The sequence below is a fragment of the Mycobacterium sp. NGS35 genome (genome assembly GCF_059812855.1).
In genome coordinates, this window is record NZ_JCALDL010000010.1 from 42141 (window position 1) to 59731 (window position 17591).

Sequence of the window (17591 nt, forward strand, 5' to 3'; positions counted from 1 at the left end):
TCAGTAACTCTCCCGCCTGGATTTCTCGGCGACCCTGTTGGCCTCGGCCAGCAGATTGTTGATCTTCTCCTCGAGCGCGAGGTGGGTCAGCCGGCTCGGAACCGAATCGTCGATGAAAAGAGTAAGCAACCTGCCGTCGGGGCCGAGGGTGAGCCGGACGTCGCCGTCGGGGTCCGCGGCGTTGGTCCGCAACGCAGCCAGCCGATCCAGCACGGCGCTCAGTTGGGCGAACGTGGCCGCAAGTTCGGCCTGGCTGTAGCGAACCTTCGCGGCGTCGTCGAGATCGTCGAAGTCCGTCATCGCGCCTCGTCGTCGATCCTGCGTGCGGCCGCGAGGCGAGCGGCCGTGCCGCGGCCGGTGACGGATTCGGTGTGCGGCGCCGCGGTCACCACGACCTTCTTGTCGGCGGGCACCTGACGCCGTTCCGTGTCGGTGGCCGCTTGCGGCGGCACCATACCCATCGGCATGCCCATCGGAGCCGCGGACGGCCCGGCCGCCGGGGTGGCAGGTGGCGTCGCGCCTGGTGGCAGCGTGGGGCGCGACGCTGCCGACGACGACGTGGACGGCGCGACGGGGGTCGTGTCGATGCCGCCTGCGGGTCTGGTCGCGCCGCTGAGGGCAGGACCGCCGGCTCTCGCGGTCGCGGCCGGGGTGGAGCCCGGATGCGTTAGGGGCGTTGTCTTGCCGGTGAGCGGAGAGACGGCCAGCCCGGAGAGGCTTTGCACGGCGGTCTGGGCGAGCTGCTGGGCGGTCTGCATCAGAGTCTGCGGGAGGGCACCGGCTGACGACATCGCCCCACCGAGCAGTCCGCCGATGGCCCCCAGCAGCCCAGGAATCATCTGCGGCAGCTGTGATGCCAACTGCCCGGCCTGTTCGGGCGTCACGCTGTCGTCGGGTCGGGCGGCAGTGGCGGCATCGGTGTCGCCGTGATAGGCGGCCTGGCTGTTGAGCGCCTTCTGATTCAGCGCCCCCTGCTGGGCGATCAGCGACGACACCAGCGGCGTGTACCGACCGGGGAATCTGGCGTTGGCGTCCAGCGCCGCCTGCAGCTCCTCGCGGTTCGCCTGGAACTCCTGCGGATGCGGAACATTCGCGGCAGCGTTGCGATAGCTGTCCGCGTGACGTTGCGCCTGCTCGGCTAGCGCTGCAGCCCGGTCCGCGACAGTGGCCAGCCCCTCGGCGTGGGCGGCCAGGCGAGCGGTCGCCGCCGCAGTGCCCGCAGGACTGGTCCACAGCTCCGGCAGTGTGCCGAGGACGTCGCGCACGACGCCTCGCGCGCCATCGGCCGCTGTGGCCCGAGAACGCCAACTCTGCGCGAAAGTCGTTCCCGCAGAAGCATTTCCGCCGTGCAGCTTGCGTGCCACCGCTTCTCCGTCGGCGTCAGTCGGCGGCGGCAGCGCTGTCCGGGTGTCGGCGGGCACGGTCGGCACCGCGGCGAGGAGAGACGGGGTCCCGACCGGCTCAGCGCGTGACGTCACACCGCTCAACGCGGCTGCGTTAACGGTCTCTTGCTCGGTGAAGCCGGCGGCGACGGCCGCCAGGTGGTCGGCGGTGGCGAGCAGGCCGGCGGCTTGGGCGCTGATCGCCGACGCGAGCGCCGCTCCGGCCGCGTTGAGCCTCGCCGCGGCGGCGACCGACGTGTGATCGCCGGCCAGCGGCGGGTGTACGGCGACATCCGGCGCGCTCAGCGACGTCGCGGCATTGCGCAGCCGCTCAGCCGCAGCGACGAGCCCGGTTGGATCCACTTTCATCGTCGGTCTACAGCTCCCTCAGCCGACGTTCGGCCGCGGCTAGATCTTGCTCGGTCGGCATGTCGTCGACCGGGATGGCGGCCCGCTGCAACTCGTCGCGGAGCACCAGCTGACCCTTCAGATATGCGAAGTCGTTGCAGGCCATGATCCGCTCGGCGATGCTGTGGGCCGAAAGGCGCATCGCCTCGGGTTCGATCTGGACGCCGAGCGTGTGGCCGGCGACGGCGACCCGGACGAACACGGTGTTGTCGGCCGTCGACGCGGTAAACGATTCGTCGCTCAAAACTGCAGCCTCGCTGCGTTGATTTGTTCTTGTTCAGTGAAGCGGTCGGCGGCTTCGCGAAGTTTGGCCGCGGCCGCTCGGTGGTCTGCCTCGTGCGCCGCGAAGGCTGCGTCGCGGCGGGCGACGACGTCGGCGACGGCGGCTTTGAACGTGTGCATGATCGGCCCGTGGGTCGCGACGGACGCCAGGATGTCCGTGCCGGCCGCACGCGCCGAGGCGATCTCGTCGGCGATGCCCTCATGCTGAGATGCGATCTGCCGCAACGCATCCGGCGTGACGCGGATGCCCTGTTCTGCCATCGTCGTTCTCTCCTAGCTGGCGGCCGGCCGGGTCTGCGCCGGTGCGGGTTCCCCGGGCGGTGCGGCGTCGGGAGCCGGCGGTGTGTCCTGGTCGTCGGTTTCCCGCTCGTCATCGTCTTCCCGCGTTGGCGTGTCGTCGTCCCCGGCCTCTCGCTCCCCGTCTTTCGGGTGCGGCGATTTCTCATGCTCGTCGGCGGGCTGGTCGTCGGCCCGCCTCGGGGCTGATTCGTCGCGGCCGAGCTCCGACTCGTCGCGGCCGAGCTCCGCGAGCAGTGGCGCCAGCCCGGAAAGCGGCGACGTGGCCGCGCCCAGGCCGGGTGCCGTCGGCGCGGCCGGCGGCGTTGCCTGCGGTAAACCGCCGAGCGAAGCCGGCGCCATGCCGGCTGCGGGCGTGGTCTGCGGCATCGGGGACGGGCGAGCCGCAGATACGGGCCGGGACTCACCGGCCGCCGGCTCAGCCCCCGACGTGTCGTCGCCGAGGTAGCCGTTTCCCAGCGCCCGCGCAAGCTCTGCCTGGTCCTGCGCGGTCAGCGCGCCGTCGTCGACCACGCGCTGGATTTCAGCCACTTTGGCGCGCAAGAACATCAGGAATTGACGTTCGCCGGCCGGGGTGTCCAGCGCGTTGACCGGGTTGGCGATCGCCTCGACCAGCTGAGCCTGGATGTTCTGCAGCCGGGCGCGGCCAGCTTCGCTGGTCGCCTGGGCGGTCAACACCGCCTCGGCCAGTTGCGCCTCGGCGGCGTTGAGTCCGGAGAAGCGGCGGCGCAGCTCGTCGTGCAGGTCGGCGACGGCGTCAGCGGCCCGGCCGCTGAGTTGCTCGTCGGTGCCGAATGCCGGCTGCGTCATGCCGGCCTCACATCCATGGCCGGCCCAGGTCAGCCTCCAGATCTTCGCGCGGCGCGAACGGCCGCGGCGGCTGAGGCGCGCTAGGGCCACCGAAGAGCTGTTGGGCGTGCTGCAGCGCGGTGAGCACCGCGCTCGCTTGCTGCTGCAACCAGACTTCCATCGCGACCCCCTTCGTCGCGCCTCAGCGTAACCCGCTGTTGAGGGCTGTTTCAGCGCGAATCTGCGCACCTCGCCAGCCGCCGCGCCGCCGGAAATGATCAGTCGTACGACACCAGCCGCAGCTGGTCGGCCAGCTCGGCGGCCCGCTGGTGATGCTCGCTCACCAAAGCCTGTTGGCGGCAGATGTGAGCGTGCAGGGCCGCGAGCAGTGACAGCTGACCGCCCGGCGTGGCCGCGAGTTGTTCGTGACGATCGACGTGTGCTCGCGCGGCGGCGAGTGTCGACCGGGATGCGGCCGCAGCGGTGTTCTCGGCTCGCGCCGCATCGTCGAGCACGCGGTGCAATGCCTTGTCGGCATCGGCGAGGCGCGTCAATTTGGCGGCGCGCTCGTGGGCGAACGCGGTGTAGCCGGCGATCGCGGACCCCACCATGTCCGGCGTCGCGGTGCGCCGTACGAGATCGGCGAGCTCGGACAGCTGCGGTGCCGGCGCCGGCGGTTCGGCGGCCGCCGAACCGAACAGGGAATCGGCGCGGGCGAGCACGTCGCGCGCGTGGTGAACCGAGTCCTCGAGAGGCATGCCATCAGTATCGGCCATGCCGCTGGTGGTTCGGTGCGCAAAGTCGGCGCCCCTGCTCGCGTGAGTGCAGCGGCTAAGCCGGTTGCTGAAACTGGGCCAGGAACCGCCGGATCGCCGCGGTGTCGTGCTCGCTGACCGGCTGGCCTGCCTCGAGCGCCTCGACCAGCTGCGCCGACACACCGATCGCATTGCCGACCTCGGCCGCGGACAGGTTGGCCCGCCGCCGTGCCGCGAACAGCCGCTGGCCCAGCGTGGCGTCCGGCGCGGCCGCAGCCCGAAACATCAAGTCCTCGTAGCGTTTTCGCACCGCGCTCAGAGCCATCACGACCGCGGGCATACCGCGGCTCTGGCGCGCGGCCCGGGCGACGACCGCCTCCAACTGCCGCAGATCCGAAAGGATCACCGCGGCCCGCTCCGCGAAGTCCCCGGCGGACTCGTCGGGTAGCGCGTCGATGGCGGCGGCGAACGTCTTCATCGCGACGTCCACCGCGCCGACGATCAGCGGCGCCTGGTCAGCGTCGGCCTCCGGCTCTGACCGCTGGCCCGGCACGGCGCCGCCGTTGCGGATGTTCGCAATGGTGCCGGGCGGCCACTGCAGAATTTCCTCGAGCTTGGCGCGGGTGCGTTCACGTGGCCAGCTGCGGCCCTTCTCGAACGCGATCAGCGCGCCGGCGTTCATGATCCGGTATTTGGCCAGTGTGCGCTGGGTGATGTTCAGCTCTCGCCGACGCGCGGCCACCGCGGCCCCGGCACGTGCGATTCCGCTGTCGACGGGCTCGTCGTCGCCGACCGCAGCGGCGGGGTCGGTGGCGAACCGGAATGTGACGGGCGTGCCGTCGCGATCGCCGAGGTGGATCGTGAGGCCGTCGTGGATGTCGACGACCGTTCGGCGCACGCCGCCGACGAACATGCCGGTGCGGGTGCCAGCGTCGACGGCCCGCCAGCCACCGCGACCGCTTTCGAGGCGGACATGCACCAGCGAGATGCGCGGGTCGGTCGTCGGCACGTCGGCATCGGTCGACCGTCCGATCGTGGCGGGTGAACGCTCGGGACTGAGCCGGTAGACCGCGCCGGAACACTCGACCGTCAGCGTCGGCGGCGCGGCGGTGTCCATCGACGATCACTCTATCCGGCCACGCTGACGCGGCCGAGCAGGCGGACCGTATCTTCGCTACGGTTTCGTGGCCGTATCACGCACGGTTGCGGAGGTGGGCTCGGTGGGCCGCGCGAAGAAAGCGTTGCACCGCTACGGAACGACTGCTACGGTTTCGCTGCGTAACCGGCGCACGGAAGGAGTTTCGACATGACCGTGGTGGTGGAACGGCCCGCGACCGAGTTCGAGATCGCCGCCTGCACCCGCGACCCCGACCGCTGGCTCACCGCCACCGACGAGGCCACCAAAGCGGTGTGCCGGGCGTGCCCGCGGCGCTGGCTTTGCGCCAAGGAGGCCTGCGAAATGCCCGCAGCGCAGGGCATGTGGGCCGGCGTGGTCATTCCGGAAGGGGGCCGGGGGCGCGCGTTCGCGCTCAAGCAGCTGCGGTCGTTGGCGGCACACGGCGGCTACGCCGTCCAGTGAGCCGGCCAGTGACCGGCCGGGCTGGGCCCGTCGGGGGAGGTCCGGCCCGGCTGCCGACCGTGGTAGACGAGGGGTGACCACGGCCGGCAGGGTCCGGCGCCGGCTATCCCAGCAGCTGGCGGATCCGTTCCACGCAGAAGCCGGCCAGGTCGAAGTCTTCGGTGATCAATCCGTCGGCAAGCAGCTTGGCCTGCAGGCGAAGCACCGGTGCCGACAGCGCAACCGCGGCCAGCACCTCGTTGTAGCGCAGGTTGCGTACCGGCCACCCGGTGAGCTGCTCGTAGCGGGCGATCGTCTCTTCGCGGCCAGGCGTGCCGGCCAGCCGGGGAATCTGCTGCTGATCGCTGTACGACCAGTCCAGAAACAACATCCACGCGAGATCGGCTTCGTGGTCACCGATGTAGGCGACCTCCCAGTCGAGCACTGCCGCGACCTCGTAGCTAGGCCCGAACAGCACGTTCGACAGGCGGCTGTCGCCCCAGCACAAACACAGATGCTCCGGCTCGTAGATGTTGTCGGCGAGCCAGTCGACAGCCGCCAGCAGCTCGGGGCGCGGCCGCTCACCCATCGCCCAGCGCAGCGTCGACCGGTAGTAGTCGACCACCTGCCGCAGCGGATGAGCACTGGAGGCCGGGCACAACAGCGAGTCCAGCCGCAATGCGCGCCAGTCCAATTTGTGGATGTCGGCGATCGCCTGCAGACATCCCCACCACATCGTCGAGCGCTGGTCTTCGGTCGCGTCGAAGTACAGGCCCTCGCTGTGATACGACGGGAAGTCGCCGGGGCCGCCGATGTTGGGCACCTGTTCCATCACCAGGTACGGGCTGCCGACGTCGCGGCCGGACCGGTCCAGCCACAGCACCCGCGGCACCGGAATTGCGGTGTGCGCTAACCGATTCATCACCAACGCTTGGCGCAGGATGTCGTAGTCCGGATACAGCGCCACGGCCGGGGGGCGACGAAACACCAATCGCCGCAGCACCGCGCCGTCGGCATCGGCGACGTCGAACAGATATGTCTCGGTGGACAGTCCGCGCTCGGCCGCGCGCCAGTTCACCACCCGCGCCGCCCGCGAAACACGTTGCCTCACAACGTTTTCCACCAGCACAGGTAGCTCGTCGGCGGTGGGCCGCGCCGAGGCGCCCATCAGTAACCCGCGTAGCCGTAGCGGTCGTTGCGGCCCATGAACACCATTTCCACCAGGCCGTGGCCGGTCGCGTCGCCGCACCGCAGCGTGCACAGCGTCTCGCTGAGCATGCTGACTTTGGCGACCTCGCTGAGATCGGTGGTGTCGACGACGAAGTGGTCGAGGTAGCTGGACCCGCGCCAGTAGCCCGACGCGTAGCCGCGGTATTCGTCGTAACCGGCGAAGCCCGGCCAGAAGTCGGTGATAGGGGTGATCGAAATGTTCTGGCTCGAGCCATCTTCCGCATGAACGGTCACCTCGCCGCCGGCGATCACCCGCGGTTGTTGAGGGCGGAACACGAAATTGTGATCCACGCTGGTGATCTTCTGGCCGGGCTCGCCGGTGGAGATCGGGTAGAGCAGTTCACCCTCGTAGTGCCAGATCCGGCCGTCGGCGTCCTCGCGTTGCGCGAAATGCACCAGGCGGTCGTCGAATTGGAAGATGCCCATGAAATACAGGACGCCGTCGGGGATTTCATGCGGTTGCAGGATCTGCGACTCAGGCAGGTTGCCGCCTCCGCCGCCGCGCCGCACGCCCCAGCTGTGATCCCGGCCGAACACCCACGTGTCTGGCCGGATCTCGATTCGGTGGTCGGCGGCAACGATCGACCCGGTGGCGTGGCCGTTCTGGTAGAAGCGGCGGGCGTCCTCGTCGACGCGGCCGCGGTGCCGGAAGAACGCCGGCGCCTGCTCGTAGCACGGGAAGACCCCGGAAAACGTCAGGTCCATGCTCATGGCGTCGGTGTCGAGCGTGGCTTGGACCTGCCGCAGCGGCTCGACGATGCGGTAACCGTACGGGCCGATTTGCCACGACGCGATGCCGTCGACCCCCGCCGAGATGTCGCGCGACGCCCGCACCACATGCGCCTGCCCGTCGATCGTGGCCATCGCATACGCGTCGGTGACATTGCGGTTGGGGTAGCGGGCCATACCGGTCATCAGACTCGTGCCGGTGGCGGGGTCGAACCCGTAGATCACCACCCGTTCGGTCCAGCGCAGGTCGGACTGCTCGACGTGGTCGAACGTCGTCGGCAACTGGTGACACATCAGCTCGTCATGCGCGACCAACATGCGCGAACGGTATATTACGTTACGGCACGTAATCAATAGGGAGGACGTAGTGGCTGCGCCCGACCAGTCCGGCCGCGTGAGACCCGGCCGGCCGCGCGACCCGGCGATCGCTGCGGCCATCATCGCCGCCGCCCGCGACGTCGTCGCCGAACGCGGCTACGAAGACACCACGCTCGCCGAGATCGCCCGGCGGGCCAACGTGAGCATCCCGTCCATCTACCGGCGCTGGACCAGTAAGGCCGAGTTGCTGGAGGAGGCGGTGCTGCACCTCGACACGTTCGACCTGCCCGCACCCACTGGAGATCTGCGCGCCGACCTGTACACCTGGGTGCGGCTGTTCCTCGACGTCGCCAGCGAGCCGGCGGCGCGGGCGGCGGTGCCGGGACTGCTCGCTGGATACAGCCGCGACCCTGACAGCTACCACCGCCTGCTCGATCGCGGTGAGCTTCCGGTGCGGGCCGCCCTGGACGCGGTGATCGCCCGGGCGATCGCTGAGGGCAAAGCGGCGCCGGGCTGCGACGCCGATGTGGTGTTCGACATCATCCGCGGCGCGACGTTCCTGCGGGCCATGACCCACGCCGACGAGGGGGCAGAAGAGTTCTGCGCCCGGATTGCGGCCGCCGTGCATCGCGTGGTGAGCGTCACAGCAAATGATGAGAATTGACTTAACCAGCGATTCCTTGGCTCGGGGCGATGAGTTGAGAATCACAGCAAATCCGATGTCGCTCGGCGCGTGAGCGTCTGCCGCACGGGCGTAGCATGAATCGACAAGCGGCACAGCCGATTCGGGTCAGGCCCGGACCGCTTGGGGCACTCCCGCCGACGGCGGGGCACGCAGCGGCGAGGGTGGACAAAGTTGGCATGTCAGGGCCTGTTTGTCATATCGTTTTCAGCACTTGTCGCAACCGGGACAAGTGCGCCGTTCAGCGTCGTACGGCTGCATTCCCTCCGCGGGATTCGGCCCCTCTTTTCGGCCGGAGTGAACCGGCCCAGAATTGACAAGTCCGAGGGTGCGACCCACCGCCCAGGGAGCACACCGTCGGCAACCGAGAGAGACTTTCGCGAAAGCGTGCGGAAAAGGTAGGTGGGAATGGCGCCCAGCAGTGTCGGGCTCTACAACCCCGCGTTCGAACACGACGCCTGCGGCGTCGCCATGGTCGTGGACATGTACGGCCGGCGCAGCCGCGACATTGTCGACAAGGCGATCACCGCCCTGTTGAACCTCGAGCACCGCGGCGCGGCCGGGGCCGAGCAGCACACCGGTGACGGCGCGGGGATCCTGATCCAGGTTCCCGACGAGTTCCTGCGGGCGGTCGTCGATTTCGACCTGCCCGAGGCCGGTAGCTATGCGACCGGGATGGCGTTTTTGCCGCAGTCGTCCAAGGAGGCCGCGGAGGCCTGCGCTGCGGTGGAGAAGATCGTCGAGGCCGAGGGACTCGAGGTGCTCGGCTGGCGCAACGTGCCCACCGACGAGTCGTCACTGGGCGCGCTCGCCCGCGACGCGATGCCGACCTTCCGCCAGATCTTCATCGGCGGTGCGTCGGGCATGGACCTCGAGCGCCGGGTCTACGTCATCCGCAAGCGCGCCGAGCACGAGCTGGGCACCAAGGGTCCGGGCCAGGACGGTCCGGGCCGCGAAACCGTATATTTCCCAAGCCTTTCCGGCCAGACCCTGGTCTACAAGGGCATGCTCACCACCCCGCAGCTCAAGGCGTTCTACCTCGACCTGCAAGACGATCGGCTGACCAGCGCGCTGGGCATTGTGCACTCGCGCTTTTCGACCAACACGTTCCCGTCGTGGCCGCTGGCCCACCCGTTCCGGCGGATCGCCCACAACGGCGAGATCAACACCGTCACGGGCAACGAGAACTGGATGCGCGCCCGCGAGGCGCTGATCCGCACCGACGTGTTCGGCACGGACGTCGAGAAGCTGTTCCCCATCTGCACACCGGGCGCGTCGGACACTGCCCGCTTCGACGAAGTGCTGGAGCTGCTGCACCTCGGCGGCCGCAGCCTCGCCCACGCGGTGCTGATGATGATCCCCGAGGCGTGGGAGCGCCACGAGTCGATGGACCCCGCGCGCCGGGCGTTCTACCAGTACCACTCATCGCTGATGGAGCCGTGGGACGGCCCGGCGTCGATGACGTTCACCGACGGCACGGTGGTGGGCGCGGTGCTGGACCGCAACGGGCTCCGGCCGTCGCGGATCTGGGTCACCAGCGACGGACTAGTGGTGATGGCGTCAGAGGCCGGCGTGCTCAACCTCGACCCGTCCACGGTGGTCAAGAGGATGCGTCTGCAGCCCGGCCGGATGTTCTTGGTGGACACGGCTCAGGGCCGCATCGTCTCCGACGAGGAGATCAAAGCAGAGCTGGCCGCCGAGCACCCGTATCAGGAGTGGCTGGACAACGGGCTGATCGCACTGGAGGAATTGCCGCAGGGTCCGTACGTGCGGATGCCGCACCACCGAATCGTGTTGCGGCAGTTGGTGTTCGGTTACACCTACGAAGAGTTGAATTTGCTCGTCGCGCCGATGGCACGCACCGGCGCCGAGCCCATCGGCTCCATGGGCACAGACACCCCCGTCGCAGTCCTGTCGCAGCGGCCGCGGATGCTCTACGACTACTTCCAGCAGTTGTTCGCCCAAGTGACCAACCCGCCGCTGGACGCGATCCGCGAGGAAGTGGTGACCAGCCTGCAGGGCGTGATCGGCCCTGAGGGCGACCTGCTGTCGCCCGACGAGAACTCGTGCCGCCAGATCGTGCTGCAGCAGCCGATCCTGCGTAACCATGAGCTGGCCAAGCTGGTCAACCTCGACCCCGACGCGGAGGTCAACGGTCGCCGACATGGCATGCGCACCACGGTGATTCGCTGCCTCTACCCGGTGGCGAAGGGCGGCGCCGGGTTGCGCGCCGCGCTCGACGACATCCGCAGGCAGGCGTCGGCGGCGATCGCCGATGGCGCCCGCATCATCGTGCTGTCCGACCGCGAGTCCGACGAGAAGATGGCGCCCATCCCGTCGCTGCTGTCGGTCGCCGCGGTGCACCACCATCTGGTGCGGGAGCGCTCGCGCACACTGGTCGGCCTGGTGGTCGAGTCCGGTGACGCCCGCGAGGTGCACCACATGGCCGCGCTGATCGGGTTCGGCGCCGCGGCGATCAACCCGTACATGGCGTTCGAGTCGATCGAAGACATGCTCGACCGCAAGGTGATCACCGGGCTCGATCGCGAGAAGGCGCTGAGCAACTACGTCAAGGCCGCCGGCAAGGGCGTGCTGAAAGTCATGTCCAAGATGGGCATTTCGACGCTGGCGTCCTACACCGGTGCCCAGCTGTTCCAGGCTGTCGGCATCAGTCAGGCCGTGCTCGACGAGTACTTCACCGGGCTGACCTGTCCGACCGGGGGCATCGACCTCGACGACATCGCCGACGACGTCGCGCGTCGGCATGCATTGGCGTTCCTGCCACGGCCCGAGGAGCGCGCACACCGCGAACTCGAGGTGGGCGGCGAATACCAGTGGCGCCGCGAGGGCGAGTACCACCTGTTCAACCCCGACACGGTGTTCAAGCTGCAGCACTCCACCCGCACCGGCCAGTACAAGATTTTCAAGGAGTACACGAAGCTGGTCGACGACCAGTCCGAGCGGATCGCCTCGCTGCGCGGGCTGCTGCGGTTCAAGGAGGGTGTGCGGCCGCCGGTGCCGATCGAGGAGGTCGAGCCGGCCAGCGAGATCGTCAAGCGGTTCTCCACGGGCGCGATGAGCTACGGCTCGATTTCCGCCGAGGCTCACGAGACGCTGGCGATCGCGATGAATCGCCTTGGCGGCCGGTCGAACTGCGGTGAGGGCGGCGAGGACGTCCGCCGCTTCGAGAAGGACCCCAACGGCGACTGGCGGCGCAGTGCGATCAAGCAGGTGGCATCCGGCCGGTTCGGTGTCACGTCGCACTACCTGACCAACTGCACCGACATCCAGATCAAGATGGCCCAGGGCGCGAAACCCGGTGAAGGAGGCCAACTTCCGGGTCACAAGGTGTATCCGTGGGTGGCCGAGGTGCGGCACTCCACGCCGGGTGTGGGACTGATCTCGCCGCCGCCGCACCACGACATCTACTCGATCGAAGATTTGGCGCAGCTGATCTACGACCTGAAGAACTCGAACCCGGCCGCGCGTGTGCACGTGAAGCTGGTGTCGGAGAACGGAGTCGGCACGGTAGCTGCAGGCGTGTCCAAGGCGCACGCCGACGTGGTGCTGATCTCCGGGCACGACGGCGGCACCGGCGCGACGCCGCTGACGTCGATGAAGCACGCCGGCGCTCCGTGGGAATTGGGCCTGGCCGAGACGCAGCAGACGTTGCTGCTCAACGGGTTACGTGACCGGATCGTCGTCCAGGTGGACGGCCAGCTCAAGACCGGGCGCGACGTGATGATCGCGACGCTGTTGGGCGCCGAGGAGTACGGCTTCGCCACTGCGCCGCTGGTGGTGTCGGGCTGCGTCATGATGCGGGTCTGTCACCTCGACACCTGTCCGGTGGGGGTGGCCACTCAGAACCCCGAGCTGCGCAAGCGCTACACCGGCAAGCCGGAGTTCGTCGAGAACTTCTTCATGTTCATCGCCGAGGAAGTGCGGGAGTACCTGGCACAGTTGGGTTTCCGCAGCATCAACGAGGCGGTGGGGCAGGTCGGTGCCTTGGACACCACGGTGGCCGCCGAGCACTGGAAGGCCCGCAAGCTGGATCTGGCGCCGGTGCTGTACGAGCCCGAGTCGGCGTTCATGAACCAGGATCTGTACTGCAGTTCGCGTCAGGACCACGGTCTGGACAAGGCGCTGGATCAGCAGCTGATCGTGATGAGCCGCGAGGCGCTCGATTCCCAGACACCGGTGAAGTTCTCCACCACGATCTCCAACGTGAACCGCACCGTCGGCACCATGCTTGGCCATGAACTAACGAAAGCATATGGGGGACAAGGGCTTCCCGACGACACCATCGACATCACGTTCGACGGGTCGGCCGGCAACAGCTTCGGTGCGTTCGTGCCGCGCGGCATCACGCTGCGGGTGTATGGCGACGCCAACGACTATGTGGGCAAAGGGCTCTCGGGTGGTCGTGTCGTCGTGCGGCCGTCGCGCAACGCCCCGGAGGGTTACGTCGCCGAGGACAACATCATTGCCGGCAACGTGGTGCTGTTCGGCGCCACCAGCGGCGAGTGCTTCCTGCGCGGGCAGGTGGGCGAGCGGTTCGCGGTGCGCAACTCCGGCGCGCACGCAGTGGTGGAGGGCGTCGGCGATCACGGCTGCGAGTACATGACCGGCGGCAAAGTGGTCATCCTCGGGCCGACCGGACGCAACTTCGCCGCCGGCATGTCCGGCGGAGTGGCCTACGTGTACGACCCGAATTCGGTGCTGTCCGAACATCTGAACCCGGAGATGGTGGAGTTGGAAGAGCTCGACGACGACGACTTCGAGTGGTTGCACCGGATGTTGACCAAGCATGTCGACGCCACCGACTCGGTCCCGGGCAAGCGCGTCCTGGCGCACTGGGGTGCCGAGCGGCAGCGGTTCGTCAAGGTGATGCCTCGCGACTACAAGCGGGTGCTGGAGGCGATCGCCGAGGCCGAACAGAACGGCACCGACGTCGACGAAGCGATCATGGCGGCGGCCCATGGCTGATCCCGCCGGCTTCCTCAAATACCGTCAGCGCGAACTGCCCAAGCGGCGGCCCATCCCGCTGCGCATCCGCGACTGGAAAGAGGTCTACGAAGACTTCCCGCACGACAAGTTGCGGATTCAGGCGACCCGCTGTATGGATTGCGGAATTCCGTTCTGCCACAACGGTTGTCCGTTGGGCAACTTGATTCCCGAGTGGAACGACCTGGTGCGCACCGACCGCTGGCGCGACGCGATCGACCGGCTGCATGCCACCAACAACTTCCCGGAATTCACCGGCCGGCTCTGCCCGGCGCCGTGCGAGGCGTCATGCGTGTTGGGCATCAACCAGGATCCGGTGACCATCAAGCAGGTCGAGGTCGAGATCATCGACAACGCCTTCGAACAGGGCTGGGTGACCCCGATCCGGCCGTCGGTGCTCACGGGCAAGACCGTCGCGGTGGTGGGATCCGGGCCGGCCGGGCTGGCGGCTGCGCAGCAGCTGACCCGCGCCGGCCACATGGTGACGGTGTTCGAGCGTGACGACCGCATCGGCGGGCTGCTGCGCTACGGGATTCCGGAATTCAAGATGGAAAAGCGCCACATCGACCGTCGGCTCGCGCAAATGGAAGCCGAAGGCACGGTCTTCAAAGCCAGCGTGAACGTCGGCGTCGACATCACTGCTGAGCAGCTGCGGGCCGACTTCGACGCGGTGGTGCTCGCCGGCGGCGCGACGGCATGGCGCGACCTGCCGATCCCCGGACGCGATCTCGACGGCATTCATCAGGCGATGGAGTTCCTGCCGTGGGCCAACCGGGTGCAGCTCGGCGACGACGTCTTGGGGCCGGACGGCGAGCCGCCGATCACCGCGAAAGGCAAGAAGGTGGTGATCATCGGTGGCGGCGACACCGGCGCCGACTGCCTGGGCACGGTGCTGCGACAGGGCGCCACTGAGGTGCACCAGTTCGAGATCATGCCGCGGCCGCCGGACACCCGGGCGGAGTCGACGCCGTGGCCCACCTATCCGCTGATGTTCAGGGTGTCGTCGGCGCACGAAGAAGGCGGCGAGCGGGTGTTCTCGGTCAACACCGAGGAGTTCATCGGCGCCGACGGCCACGTGACGGGGCTGCGGGCGCATGAGGTGCGGATGCAAGACGGCAAGTTCGTCAAGGTCGAGGGCACGGACTTCGAGCTGGAGGCCGATCTGGTGCTGTTGGCGATGGGCTTCGTCGGCCCAGAGCGGGAAGGTCTGCTGACCGATCTCGGGGTGGAGTTCACCGAGCGCGGCAACGTCGCCCGCGACGACGACTTCGCCACCAGCGTGCCGGGCGTGTTCGTGGCCGGCGACATGGGACGCGGGCAGTCGCTGATCGTGTGGGCGATCGCCGAGGGCCGGGCGGCCGCGGCGGCGGTGGACGACTACCTGATGGGCGTCACCGCGCTGCCCGCGCCGATCAAACCGACGGCCGCGCCTCAGCGCTAACGCAGATAAGTCTCGACACGCGGTCGAGAGTTTTTGGCGCGCCTCCCAGAGTTTGCCGTAAATCAGGTGTTCAATGATTGGACGTTGGTGGTGCGGTGTACCCTTACCACTGCGCAAATATCTGAAGCTGGTTCACCGCAGGAGTGTTCATCGTGCACCTGAACCCGATACCCCGGTCTCGGGTGGGTCGAATTGCCTGGTCATGGTTTCGACACCCCGTGAAGAGCCGCGAGTTTCCAGCTAAGCACGAGCGCCTGGTCACTGCGGACGAGTTACTGCGTTACGGCGTCTGACCTGCCGAACGCCACGGTCAGCGCATCAAGTGCCGAGGTTGCTGGCCTTTGCTGACCGTTATCTATCCGTTACCTTCTGAAGCAGTCCCGAATCGCTGATCGCTGTCGCCAGCGGCTCGAGCACGTCGGGGGTGTGCGGCACGGGTAGGTAGACGATCGCCAGGTCCAGCCCTTCTTCGCCAAGCGCCGCCGCGTCTGCCACCACCTTGGCGTAGTCGCGGTCGTCGTCGAGGCGCACATGCGCCGACAGCATGATCTCTTTCGGATCCCGTCCGATGTCGGCGCAGTGGGCCGCCAGCACGTCGCGCTTGCGGGCGAACTCCTCAGGTGGCCCACCGACGAAATTCCAGTGCTGGGCGTAGCGCGCGGTGATGCGCAGTGTGCGCTTCTCGCCGCTGCCCCCGATGCAGATCGGCGGATGCGGGCGCTGCGGCCCCTTCGGCTCGTTGCGCGCCACCTTGAGGTGGTAGTACGTGCCGTCGAAATCCGTGGTGTCCTGCGACAGCAGCCCGACGAGAACCTGGCAGGCCTCTTCAAAGCGGTCGAAGCGCTCTTTGATGGAGCCAAGCTCGATCCCGTACGCGCCGGATTCTTCTTCGTTCCAGCCCGCGCCGATGCCGAGTTCCAGCCGGCCGTTCGAGATGATGTCCAGCGCCGCCGCCATGTTGGCCAGCACCGCCGGATGCCGGTAGTGGACTCCGGTGACCAGCGTGCCCAGCCGCAGTCGGCGGGTGGCTTGGGCCAGCGCAGTCAGCGTGGTCCAGCCCTCCAGGCACGGTCCGGCCGGGTCGGAGAAGATCGGGTAGAAGTGGTCGAACGTCCAGCCGGATTCGTAGACGTCGATGTCGTCAGCTGCCCCCAGACGGCCAGCATGTCCGACCAGGTGGTGTTCTGCGGTGAGGTTTTGAACGCGAATCGCACCGGGCCGAGGGTAGTCGCTGCCGCGGGGCCGTCATGGCTGGGCGCAACGGGCGGCCTTCAGTGGGTGCCGAGATGCGACCCAAAATCGGTTCTCCGTCACGGCGGAGTCTTGAAACCGGTGGTGAGCGCCGCAACAACATTCCGTGCTGCGCTTGCGCCGGTACTCATGGCGCCTTCGATCGCGCCGGCTTCAATTCCTGCGATGTCGCTACCGGCGAAGTGGATTCGCCCGTGCGGCCTCCGCAACAACGGAGCCCCACGGGTGAAGTGACCCGGCCGGTGCATCATCCACCCGCCCTTGGAGAATTCGTCGGCGGCCCAGTCGTGGCTGGCTGTGTCGAGCACTTCGATGTCAGGAACGAACGTTCGCAACGCCGCCTGCACGGAATCCCGGCCGGCGGCGTCGACGGCTGAGGCGTCAGAGCAGAGGCACATGACGAATGTGTCGCCGTCGCCGTGGTATTCGACCCTCGCGGCGTTGATCGGATTCTTGCCAACCGGTGCCAGCGCCTGGAAGGGTTCGAGCTCGCCCTTGGCCCTCACCCAGATCTTCGAGGCCATGATCGGATTCTTTTGGTCGATCATGGCGCGCGCCGACGGCGGGACGTCGGGGGTAATGGTGATGTCGCCTAAGGTGTTGAGGGGCAACGCAATTACCGCCGCCAGTGTTCGGATCTGCTCGCCGCTACGAGTCGTCACCGTGACACCGGAGCCGTCGTCATCGACTGAAGCGACCGGCGTGGACAGGCGCAGCTGCGCGTTCGACCCTGCGATGATGGCGTCGACAAGCCGTTTGGTGCCACCCTCGATCGGCCAAACGCCGGCGGTTTCGAAGAATGCGGCATAGCTTCCGAAATACGTTGCAGCACAGCAGAGGAGCTGCGCAACGCCGTGCTCCTTGGGCGCGGTGACAAGGCTGGCCATCGCGCCGTCCAGCAGGTCACGCTCGTACGCCGGCAGGCCCAGCGAGGCCATCCGGTCGGACAGCGTCTCGTTCTCAATGGCACTGGTGTCAACCGCATTGACGTCAAATGGCAGCGGAAAATGAGCCCGGGCGTCGGCGAAGAACTGACCCATCAGGGGATCCAGTGCGGTCGCGTAGACCTCCGGACCGCCGGAATGCACGGCGCCGTCGGCCAGCCAGTACACTGTCTGGGCTTCCAGCGGCACCGCCAGGGGAATGTTGTGACGCTCGAGTTCACACCACATGTTCGGCTGGGTCCAGTGCACGTACGCGCCACCGAATTCCAGCTGGCGACCAAAGGCTTCGCCTGTGTACGTCCGGCCACCGACCCGGTCGCGCGCCTCGAGGAGGAGCACCGAATAGCCGTTTGCGCTGACATCTCGCGCCGCGATGAGTCCGGCGAGACCGGCACCGACCACCACGACGTCATAACCATCGGCCACGTTCTCTCCGTTCCCCGGCCATACTTAGACGCATCCAGATATCGACTCGGATTCGAGTCTATCGGATAATCTGTACGCGGCGACCAAGTCGGGAA

15 protein-coding genes and 1 pseudogene are annotated in these 17591 nt (G+C 67.8%); 4 read left to right on the forward strand and 12 right to left on the reverse strand.

Going from position 1 to position 17591, the window contains the following annotated elements; all coding sequences use genetic code 11:
* From AC5Y4C_RS16150 to AC5Y4C_RS16185, 8 genes are all read right to left on the reverse strand, one after another.
* Positions 1 to 300: a hypothetical protein gene (locus tag AC5Y4C_RS16150; protein WP_499947945.1), complete on the reverse strand. Its 300-nt coding sequence runs from the start codon at positions 298 to 300 to the stop codon at positions 1 to 3.
* Entirely contained in the window at positions 297 to 1751 is a 1455-nt protein-coding gene (locus AC5Y4C_RS16155; RefSeq protein ID WP_499952026.1) for a PPE domain-containing protein, read from the reverse strand. Before AC5Y4C_RS16155 ends, AC5Y4C_RS16150 begins: the two co-directional genes overlap by 4 nt.
* Positions 1752 to 1758: 7 nt before the next feature.
* Positions 1759 to 2034: a DUF2694 family protein gene (locus tag AC5Y4C_RS16160; RefSeq protein ID WP_499952024.1), complete on the reverse strand. Its 276-nt coding sequence runs from the start codon at positions 2032 to 2034 to the stop codon at positions 1759 to 1761.
* Positions 2031 to 2333 carry a type VII secretion target gene (locus tag AC5Y4C_RS16165; protein WP_499912475.1) on the reverse strand — a complete coding sequence of 101 codons (303 nt, stop codon included), beginning with the start codon at positions 2331 to 2333 and terminating at the stop codon, positions 2031 to 2033. The genes AC5Y4C_RS16160 and AC5Y4C_RS16165 overlap by 4 nt, the downstream gene beginning before the upstream one ends.
* A gap of 12 nt (positions 2334 to 2345) precedes the next feature.
* The gene (locus tag AC5Y4C_RS16170; protein ID WP_499952023.1) at positions 2346 to 3179 is read right to left on the reverse strand and encodes a DUF4226 domain-containing protein; all 834 of its coding nucleotides are present in this window, start codon (positions 3177 to 3179) and stop codon (positions 2346 to 2348) included.
* A gap of 7 nt (positions 3180 to 3186) precedes the next feature.
* Positions 3187 to 3339 carry a hypothetical protein gene (locus tag AC5Y4C_RS16175; protein ID WP_499912470.1) on the reverse strand — a complete coding sequence of 51 codons (153 nt, stop codon included), beginning with the start codon at positions 3337 to 3339 and terminating at the stop codon, positions 3187 to 3189.
* A gap of 97 nt (positions 3340 to 3436) precedes the next feature.
* Complete coding sequence (locus AC5Y4C_RS16180) at positions 3437 to 3916, reverse strand: hypothetical protein (protein WP_499952021.1); 480 nt, start codon at positions 3914 to 3916, stop codon at positions 3437 to 3439.
* A gap of 73 nt (positions 3917 to 3989) precedes the next feature.
* A complete protein-coding gene (locus AC5Y4C_RS16185) occupies positions 3990 to 5030 on the reverse strand; it encodes an FHA domain-containing protein (RefSeq protein WP_499952019.1) in 1041 nt (346 codons plus the stop codon).
* 189 nt (positions 5031 to 5219) lie between these two features.
* Between AC5Y4C_RS16185 and AC5Y4C_RS16190 the strand changes: the two genes are divergently transcribed.
* Positions 5220 to 5492, forward strand: a complete 273-nt coding sequence (locus AC5Y4C_RS16190) for a WhiB family transcriptional regulator (RefSeq protein WP_499912463.1) — start codon at positions 5220 to 5222, stop codon at positions 5490 to 5492.
* Between the two features lie 103 nt (positions 5493 to 5595).
* Here AC5Y4C_RS16190 and AC5Y4C_RS16195 read toward each other — a convergent pair whose 3' ends face one another.
* Both AC5Y4C_RS16195 and AC5Y4C_RS16200 read right to left on the reverse strand, forming a co-directional pair.
* The gene (locus tag AC5Y4C_RS16195; RefSeq protein WP_499912461.1) at positions 5596 to 6639 is read right to left on the reverse strand and encodes a phosphotransferase family protein; all 1044 of its coding nucleotides are present in this window, start codon (positions 6637 to 6639) and stop codon (positions 5596 to 5598) included.
* Complete coding sequence (locus AC5Y4C_RS16200) at positions 6639 to 7748, reverse strand: Rv3169 family protein (protein WP_499952018.1); 1110 nt, start codon at positions 7746 to 7748, stop codon at positions 6639 to 6641. The genes AC5Y4C_RS16195 and AC5Y4C_RS16200 overlap by 1 nt, the downstream gene beginning before the upstream one ends.
* A gap of 49 nt (positions 7749 to 7797) precedes the next feature.
* Between AC5Y4C_RS16200 and AC5Y4C_RS16205 the strand changes: the two genes are divergently transcribed.
* From AC5Y4C_RS16205 to AC5Y4C_RS16215, 3 genes are all read left to right on the forward strand, one after another.
* Complete coding sequence (locus AC5Y4C_RS16205) at positions 7798 to 8412, forward strand: TetR/AcrR family transcriptional regulator (protein WP_499952017.1); 615 nt, start codon at positions 7798 to 7800, stop codon at positions 8410 to 8412.
* 426 nt (positions 8413 to 8838) lie between these two features.
* Positions 8839 to 13416, forward strand: a complete 4578-nt coding sequence (gene gltB, locus AC5Y4C_RS16210; protein ID WP_499947932.1) for a glutamate synthase large subunit — start codon at positions 8839 to 8841, stop codon at positions 13414 to 13416.
* Entirely contained in the window at positions 13409 to 14875 is a 1467-nt protein-coding gene (locus AC5Y4C_RS16215) for a glutamate synthase subunit beta (protein WP_499952016.1), read from the forward strand. Before gltB ends, AC5Y4C_RS16215 begins: the two co-directional genes overlap by 8 nt.
* Positions 14876 to 15226: 351 nt before the next feature.
* Here the strand turns inward: AC5Y4C_RS16215 and AC5Y4C_RS16220 are convergent.
* A pseudogene (locus AC5Y4C_RS16220) lies at positions 15227 to 16089 on the reverse strand (LLM class F420-dependent oxidoreductase).
* Positions 16090 to 16185: 96 nt separating this feature from the next.
* Complete coding sequence (locus tag AC5Y4C_RS16225; protein WP_499952015.1) at positions 16186 to 17475, reverse strand: flavin monoamine oxidase family protein; 1290 nt, start codon at positions 17473 to 17475, stop codon at positions 16186 to 16188.
* Between the last annotated feature and the right edge of the window lie 116 nt (positions 17476 to 17591).